4 protein-coding genes are annotated in these 8,782 nt (G+C 48.1%); all 4 read right to left on the reverse strand.

Going from position 1 to position 8,782, the window contains the following annotated elements:
* Positions 1-58: 58 nt before the first annotated feature.
* Positions 59-6,580: an LPD25 domain-containing protein gene (locus GT575_RS10665; RefSeq protein ID WP_330577058.1), complete on the reverse strand. Its 6,522-nt coding sequence runs from the start codon at positions 6,578-6,580 to the stop codon at positions 59-61.
* A 59-nt stretch (positions 6,581-6,639) separates the two neighbouring features.
* A complete protein-coding gene (locus GT575_RS15180) occupies positions 6,640-7,092 on the reverse strand; it encodes a TnpV protein (RefSeq protein WP_330577057.1) in 453 nt (150 codons plus the stop codon).
* Between the two features lie 786 nt (positions 7,093-7,878).
* On the reverse strand, positions 7,879-8,085 hold the full coding sequence (locus tag GT575_RS10670) for a hypothetical protein (protein ID WP_025577652.1): 207 nt from the start codon (positions 8,083-8,085) through the stop codon (positions 7,879-7,881).
* A 14-nt stretch (positions 8,086-8,099) separates the two neighbouring features.
* Positions 8,100-8,782, reverse strand: a 683-nt coding sequence (locus GT575_RS10675; protein ID WP_161171979.1) for a hypothetical protein, incomplete at its 5' end; no start/stop codon positions are given.

Consider the following 8,782-nt stretch of genomic DNA (forward strand, 5'->3'; position numbering starts at 1 on the left):
TACTAATCTACACCTATTATACTTCCCAGAAATCAGCAATACAAATATGCAAACCGCATTATCTCTCTCGACTTGCACATTTTCTTTCGGGCTGTTCTTCTGCCTGCTCTGGCTCGGTATCCATAACGGAAGTATCTTTTTCATTCAGATTCAGCTCAATGTTAAGAGCGTTCAGCCGTTCTGTTTTTTCTTTCAGCTCATCTTCAAAGGCAAAAGGCTTCTTGATTTCCTCCTTTGCGGTTTCAAGCTGTGCGATAGTTTCCGCCTTTTTGGTCTTAGCTGCTTCCAGTCTGACGGGGAGCTTTGACAGCTCGTTCTCGATTCGGGTCAGATTTCCGAGGGCATCAGCACCTAAATCAACCTTATGCTTTGCTTTTCCGCAAAGGTTCATACAGTAATGGGCGTTGACGGTATCATAATAAATCTCCATTTGGAAACCTCGATAGCTGCCGATTTCGGTAGGTGCAGACATCGGATAGTCCTTGCAGATTGCAAGGAGCATTTCGCCTGCATCTGCCTTTTCGGTATAGGTCACGCCTTTTAGGGTCATCGGGCAAAACTTATCCTCACCCTGCGGCTTGTGCTGCTCGGCAAGAGCTGCATCATTTTCATAGCCTGCAATGCGTTCCTCATACTCCTTAATGGTCTGGGGATAGTATTTCAGCACTCTGTCCTCAAGGTCGTAATGCTCGGAAAGGTAACTCTGCTTTAACACTCGGAGCTTGGAAACCTGTATATCCAAATCCATCTTTTCCTTAAAACGGGCATCGCCTGTGGCAAGCATTTTAACCTCCGCAAAGGACAGGGCAACCTCGTCCACATCTTCGGCAGAACGGACAGGGCTTTTGCTCGTCATTATCTGGCTGATAAATTTCTGTTTGCTCTCCACCAACTGATAGAGGTAGGCATCAAAAGTCTGCTCGGTCACATAGCGGTAAACCTCCACCTCTGGGAACATATTGCCCTGCCGTTCAATACGTCCCTGCCTTTGTTCAAGGTCGGAAGGACGCCACGGACAATCAAGGTTATGGATTGCTATGAGCCTGTCCTGCACATTCGTACCTGCTCCCATCTTCGGAGTAGAGCCGAGCAGCACACGGACTTCGCCGCTTCTGACCTTGCCGAACAACTCTTTTTTCTGTGCATCGGTGGTCGCTTCGTGAATAAAACGTATCTGCCCAGCCGGGATACCACGGGCTATCAGCTTCTCCCTCATATCGTCGTAGACATTGAAAGTACCGTCATTTTTCGGGGTGGACAGGTCGCAGAACACAAGCTGTGTCGCTTTGGTATCGGCGTGTTCCTCCCAGATACGGTACACATTATCCACGCAGGCATTGACTTTACTGTCTGGGTCATCTGGCAGCATCGGGTCAATCATTCTCTGGTCAAGAGCCAGTTTCCGCCCGTCATTGGTTATCTTGAGCATATTGTCGATGTTCGGCTCGACAAGCCTTGCCCTGACTTTCTCAGCCCGCTTCGCAAGGGAAGCTACCATTTCGGTCTGTATCTCGCTTGGCTTGGTCTTAATATTGCGATAATTGACCTTTGGCACGGGGAGCTTTAGCATATCGGCGGTCTGTATATCCGCCACCTCACGGAACATCTGCATCAGCTCTGGCAGATTATAGAACTTGGCAAACCTCGTCTTGGCTCGATAATTCGTGCCTTCGGGTGCTAATTCCAGAGCTGTAACCGTTTCTCCAAAGGTAGAAGCCCAACTGTCAAAATGCTGCAAACCGTTCTGTGCAAGGGTGTCATACTGCAAGTACCTCTGAACGGAGTACAGCTCAACCATTGAATTGCTGACAGGCGTACCCGTTGCGAAAACCGTGCCACGGTTGCCCGTGATTTCGTCCAGATAGCGGCATTTCATAAAGAGGTCGCTTGATTTCTGGGCTTCGGTCTGGGCGATACCGCCTACATTTCGCATCTTGGTGTAGAGGTACAAATTCTTATAAAAATGGCTCTCATCAATGAAAAGCCTGTCAACGCCGAGCTGTTCAAAGTCGATAACCGTATCCTTACGCTTGGTGTCGTTAAGCTTTTCGAGCTTCGTCTTGATTGCCTTTCGGGTTTTCATTAGCTGTTTGACCGTGAACTGCTCGCCTTTGGAAGCCTGCACATCGTCAATGCCACGCTCAATATCATCAAGCTGCTTCTCCAACTGTTCCCGCTGTCGTTCTATGCTCATCGGAATTTTTTCAAACTGAGAATGCCCAATAATGACTGCATCATAGTCGCCTGTGGCAATCCTACCGCAGAACTTCTTGCGATTTCCCGTTTCAAAATCTCGCTTTGTTGTCACAAGTATATTTGCACTCGGATAGAGCCGCAGATACTCGGAAGCCCACTGACCGACAAGATGATTTGGCACAACAAACATGGATTTCTGGCATAAGCCGAGCCGTTTGCTTTCCTGTGCGGCGGCTACCATTTCAAAGGTTTTGCCTGCTCCCACCTTATGGGCAAGGAGCGTATTGCCGCCATAAAGGATATGGGCGATGGCGTTGACTTGATGGGGTCTTAGTGTGATTTCTGGGCTGATACCTCCGAAAGTGATATGGCTTCCGTCATATTCACGGGGTCGCACAGAGTTAAAAGTGTCGTTGTAATAACGGACAAGGCGGTTTCGCCGTTCTGGGTCTTTCCATATCCAATCCTGAAATGCCTGCTTGATGGCTTCCTGCTTCGCCTGTGCCGCCGTAGTTTCCTTTGCATTGAACACCGCTTTTTTATTGCCGTGTTCGTCATACACATAATCAAAGATACGGGTGTCACGCAGGTTTAAGGTGTCCTCAATAATACGATATGCGGAAGCCCTTTTCGTACCATAGGTGCTGTCCGCCTTTACATTCCCCATATCGGAGCTTTTATTCTCTATGAACCAGTCTCCGTTTATCGGGGTGTATCGTACCTTTAATCTGCCTGCGGCATAGCTTGACGGAGTTAAAAGCTCCATCACAAACCGCTGTATATCTTCCTGCGGTATCCAAGTCGCACCCAGACGGACAGAGATTTCTGCCGCCGATAGGTCTTTGGGAATGACCTTTTTCAATGCTTCCACATTGACTGCAAGCTCTGGGTCATTCTTCGCAGCAAGCTCCGCAATCGTCAGTTTGTTTCGGACATTGCCCGACAGATACTCGTCTGCGGCTACATAGGAAACAGGCTCACAGTTCGGTACTTTGAAGATAACACCTTGTAAATCCTGCACAAGCTCAGCCTGCGTTTTGCCTGCGAGCTGCTCCATATAAGGCAAATCAACACGGGCTTTCTCTCCGATAGAGAGGGCAAGGGCTTCGCTTGCGGTTTCAACCGAAGTTACTTCTCGATGGGGTTTGATAGTCCGCTTTGTGAACATATCTGCCTTCCGTTTGAAGTTACCCTCATCATCAAGCACCTCCAGAGAACATAAAAGGAAGTAGCTCTCATCTGAAGCAAAAGCAAGATAGTTTCCTCGGCTGTTGATTAGACCGTATTTTGCGGTATAAACATCATACAGACGGTTGAGGTTTTCCTGCTCGGTGCGTATCATTTCCTCTGGGTAGTCATCGGTCTGATACTCAATGAGCTTACGAACACAGTCACGGATTTGGATAAGCCCTTTGATACGGTTTTCTGCGGTCATCGACACAGAAGCAGGTTGCATACGGTCATTCTCTCGGAAGTAAACCCTGCCATCCACCAGAGTAAAAGAGAAGTTACGCACATTCGGGTCAGCAGGAACGGAAAGCTCCTGCTCATCAGAGATTTCATCAACCCCATTATCAAGCTCTGGGATTTCGCCGTTTATCCTCTGAACTGCATTGGACAGAAACTCGGAAAGTGGTATATCCTTACGGGCTTTACAAACAGGCTCAAAAGTACCAAAGCGTGTGCTTTCCATCTTTATTTCGCCCAACACCATTTCGGGGTGTTCGACAAAATATCTGTTCATCGTAACACCGTTTTCGTCCGTATCAAGGTGTACCCAGTCTGGCTCTATATCCATCACTCGGTCACGCTTTTGCAGGATAAGAATATCGCTCGTGACCTCCGTGCCTGCGTTTGCCTTAAAGGTGTTGTCAGGCAAACGGATAGCACCTAAAAGCACGGCTCTCCGGGCGATATACTTGCGTACCTCTGGACTTGCTTTATCCATCGTACCCTTTGAGGTAATGAACATCACAACGCCGCCGGCACGGACTTTATCCAGAGCCTTTGCAAAAAAGTAGTCGTGTATGAGAAATTTCTGGGCGTTGTATCGGCTGTCATTGACCCTTATCTCCCCAAAAGGCACATTGCCGAGGACTACATCAAAATGGTCGTCTGGGAGATTTGTTTTCTCAAAGCCCTCAATGGCAATGTTCGCTTTTTGGTAGAGCTGCTTTGCAATCCTGCCTGTGAGAGAGTCGATTTCCACGCCGTGGAGCTTGCTGTTTTGCATACTTTCGGGAAGCAGACCAAAGAAATTGCCTGTCCCGCAGGATGGCTCCAAGATATTTCCCTGTAAAAAGCCCAGGCGGTCAAGTGCGTCATACATCGCCTTGATAACAACAGGCGGCGTATAAAAAGCGGTCAGCGTTGACTCCATAGCGGCACGGTATTCCTCTGGGGATAGGCTGGCATATAGCTCCTTAAATTCCTCCGCCCACGCCGCATTGTGTTCATCAAATGCCATAGGAAGACCGCCCCAACCGACATACTGAGATAAGACCTCCTGTTCTTCAGGTGTGGCAAGGCGGTTTTCGATTTCAAGCTCGTGCAGCAGGTTGATTGCCGCCATGTTGTTACGGAACTTTTCTTTTGCTCCGCCGACACCGATAGCGTCATCGGTAATACGGAAATTATGACGGTCAGTAACAGGAACGGCAGGAGCTTCCGTTTTTTCTTCGGACGGTAATTCGGTTTTTTCCTGTTCCAATAGCTTTTGGATATAGCCGATTTTCTCCACTCGGTTTATCGGAAAGCCCACATTATTCTGGAATGTGATGTCACGCAGGGACACATCGCCGCTGATTTTGCCAATGTTCTCAATGAGATATTTACGGTTATCTATGGCGATTTCCCTGCCTATGAGGTCGTCTGTGGATTGCTCCATTTCAATGGCAGGAGCTTCTGAGCCATTCATTATATCGGCATACGCCTGTGGTTTTTCTTCGGCTTCCTCGGCTGTCCTGTACCAATCACTTTCGGTAGCCATAATCTCATCAAGGAGCTTCTCATCCTCTTGGGTCAGCTCGGTGTGCTGTTCCAAGAATGGGATAAACTCATCTCTGCCACGGAGCAGGCTTTCTCGGTCATCTCCATATAGCTGTTCGCCCTTTGGCGATAAGGCATAATCGTAAAAATTCTTAATGTGGGCAATTAAATCGCCCTCACCATCGCCAATATCAAACCGCCCTTCATAGTTAAATTCCTCGCCGCCGATAACAGCCTTGATAACAAAATCTGTCTTGTGATACCACCCGATATTTTTATCGCCCTCACGCTCACGGTGCTGTTTCTCGTCCAAAATACCAAGCAGCTTATTACACAGAGCAAAGCTCAAATCCGTATAGCGGTCATTAAGCTGTCTGTCATAAAAGGCAGGGTGTTCGGAAAAACCGATAGAAAACTGTATTCCGTCCTGCTTTTTCTCGGACGGTGTTTCTGTCCTCTGTTTCTCGGTTACGACCACTTTCAGATGGTCATTTGCAGGATTTTCCGTTAGCTTTTCTTCAAAGTCGGCTCGGCTGTATTCCTGCCCCAAGATAGGGAATTCGGCATTTTGCAGATAGACCTTTTCCTCGGTAAGTGTTGCAATCTCATATTTATCCGCACCGATATACACCACATCGCCCTCATTGTAGAGGTAGCGGAGTGGGTGCAGCTCCCTTAATTCCTCGGTAAACTTCCACCCATTACTGCGGCTGAAAACTGAGGTCGTTTTCCATTGTACCTGTGCAAGAAAGTCTATGAGCTGTTGAACAGTTGAGGGGGCGGACAGTTGCTGTTCCATTTGCTCAGCGGTAATATCAGCAAGGTCGCTTCGTCCCACAACAGATAACAGGTCTTTTTCGTACCTGTCCAAGTCACGGATAAAGTCAGATAGCCGCAAAGCAAGGGTATCCCGTTTGTCGGCAGGCGGCAGGTCACGGTGGGCGTCGATAAAACGCTGCCTTGCTATTTTCCTCTGGGTGTCAACCTCATATTGGGGAGCTGACACGCTCTCCAGATAATCGGCATAATGGTCTTTTTCTTTTGGATTGAGATAGCGGTTATCCTTAATCAGCTCACGCAGACGCTTTTCAACCTGTGACCATTTCAACACAAGGTCGTGATTGGTATAAGTGCCGTTTCGGTCAATGGCAAGACCTTTGCTGTCATGCCAAGAGTGACCGCTGAAACCATCGGGGAAGATGTACGTACCGCCGCCCGTTCCATACTCATTTTTAAGGAACTCAATATTTTTCTGTCTGTCCTCGCCCTTTTGGAATTGTCGGTAGATGCGGTATTTTCCGTCCGCAACGCCACTGCCTTTTTGAAGTACGGAGTCAATATCTTCTTTGGAAATAGTAAAAGCAGAGGCATTTTCGTCCTCTGCTTTTGCTATCATTTCGATTTGTTCATCTACGGTTGGAAGATTGACCCTGACCTCATCATCTTTGGCAACGCTTACCTGTAAATCAGTTCGGTCAGTATCACTTCCTCCGCTTGGCTGCGGATGTTGTTCATCAGTCCGACCCACTGCATCGGAGCTTTCTCTTTCAGTTCCTCTGTTACGCCCTGCTCGGCTGAGAGCTGCTTCGTCAGAAGCTCCAACCTCTGGAGTGCTGTCTGCTCTACCTCGTGCAGATGCCCGTTCAGCCTGCCCGATGTCAGCAGGTTGAGATAGGTCACTCGTTTGTGCTTCTCCAGATAATCCCTGTGCATCAAAGCGTACCTGCCAAGCGGAAGCTCTGGCTCTGTCGGTAATGTTAGGTCGGGAATAAGATAATCCCCCTGTCTGCTGTAAGTGATTTCGCTCATTGTATTCGCTCCTTTCGGGTTGTTGTCTGCCTTTATCATACTGAGCCTGCGTTCTTTGTGCAAAGGTGCGATTCTGGTCTTTTTCCGCCATTTGCACATTTCGGATAGACTGTGAGATTTCCCGTAACGCCATTTCCGCAATATCGCTCGTGGCAACGCCGATGGCGTTTATCATTGCAGGGGTATTGAAATTTACAATATCCGCAAAATCCTCTCGGTCAAAAAACTCATTCGTATCCAGACCGCAGCGGCTGATCAGCATAAAAGCAACGCTGTTTGCTGCCAGCCGCCTGTAAATGACTTCTATATTAAAGTCGTCCAGTTCTTCCAAAAAGCTGTCTTTCGTGCAGTCCTTTAACTGAGAAAAATAGTCTTGCAGATTGTCCTCCACGGCGTTCTTTGCCGTTTCCATTAAGGCAGAAGCAAGGTCAGTGCTTTCCACATCTCCAAACCTGTCCGAGAGCCTTTCCATAACAGCCTGCTCGTATCGCTCATCCATCTGCCATATCGGAACAGGGCGGCTGCCATAATAGCCCTCGTGGGTGTCGGACACATCAAAATAGTATTTCAGCGTATTCCTGCGACCTTTCGGGTCAAATACGGCAATACCCTTGCTGTCCTTATTGACCCAACGCTTGAACTGCCTGTTCCAAGTTTCGAGCTTCGCAACGGCGACAGCATCGGGGCGTTGGGCGTATATTAAAAGCTGTTCGTCATAACGGCATTTATAGTTGCGGCAGGCAGAGGACAGAAAGCCCTGCCACGCCTGCGGATTTTTTGCAACCGCAACGCCTGTACGCCGATACAGCTCTGTGATTAGCTGATACTTCGCAGCCATTCAACCTACACCTCCTTATCGTTTTTGTTTCAAATATTCCTGTTTGCTCACTCCGCACCACCGCCAAGAAAAGAAATGACCTTGTTCGATTTAATGCTCTTTTGCAGGTCATTGATGAGAGTAATATCCCCAACCGTGATGCCCTGCATAGAAAGAATATCGTCCATAGTCATAGCGGCAATCGCTTTTTCATCGGTAAAGCCTGCTTCCAAGACCTTATTCAAGACCTTGACGGCTTTCTGATTAACAGCCATATTCTAAATCCTCCTTATCGTTCTAAATCCTTGTGCTTCGGTTCTTTCTGCGGCGTTTGCTCCGCAGGTTTCGGCTCATAGGTCGCCCCGTTTTTCTGCATACGCTCGGCAAACTCGCAGATGTGGTACAGATTGCTGCCGACTTCGGTATGGTATTCATCAATGAAGCGGCAGGGATACTCCCGTTTCTCTCCCCAAGAGGTCGTGACAATGACCTTTCCGCCGTCGGGGATACGGAACAGTTCTTTATATTGAGGGTCAATAAATCGGATACCTTGTTCTGCTTTCTGGATATGCTTATCAAGCCATTCCTTCACATAGCAATAGCAATAAAAATTATAGTCGCCTTTGGTGGGATTGCACCGAAGCAGAAAAGCGTGTTTCTCCGTATCCACACGGAAACCGTACTCCATACAATAGTTACCCTTGATAGCACTTTCGGGAAAATGCCTTGCAAACGCACTCATATCATAGCGGTTATGCAAAAGCCCTTTATCCTCCCGTAAAGCATTGATGACCGTATCAAGCTCTGCCTTAAATTCGTCAGATTTCCATTGGGGTCTGGTATCAAACCAAGTGGTGTAAAAGCCATAGCCCGTTGTGGCAAAGTCACCACGCAGATGCCCGATAGTGCCTGTCTGCCCCTCAAGCTGCATGCTCTGGGCATAGGTGTATTTCTGTTCTGTCGGGGTTAAAG

Source organism: Coprococcus sp. BIOML-A2 (assembly GCF_009875795.1).
Lineage (GTDB): Bacteria > Bacillota > Clostridia > Lachnospirales > Lachnospiraceae > Coprococcus > Coprococcus aceti.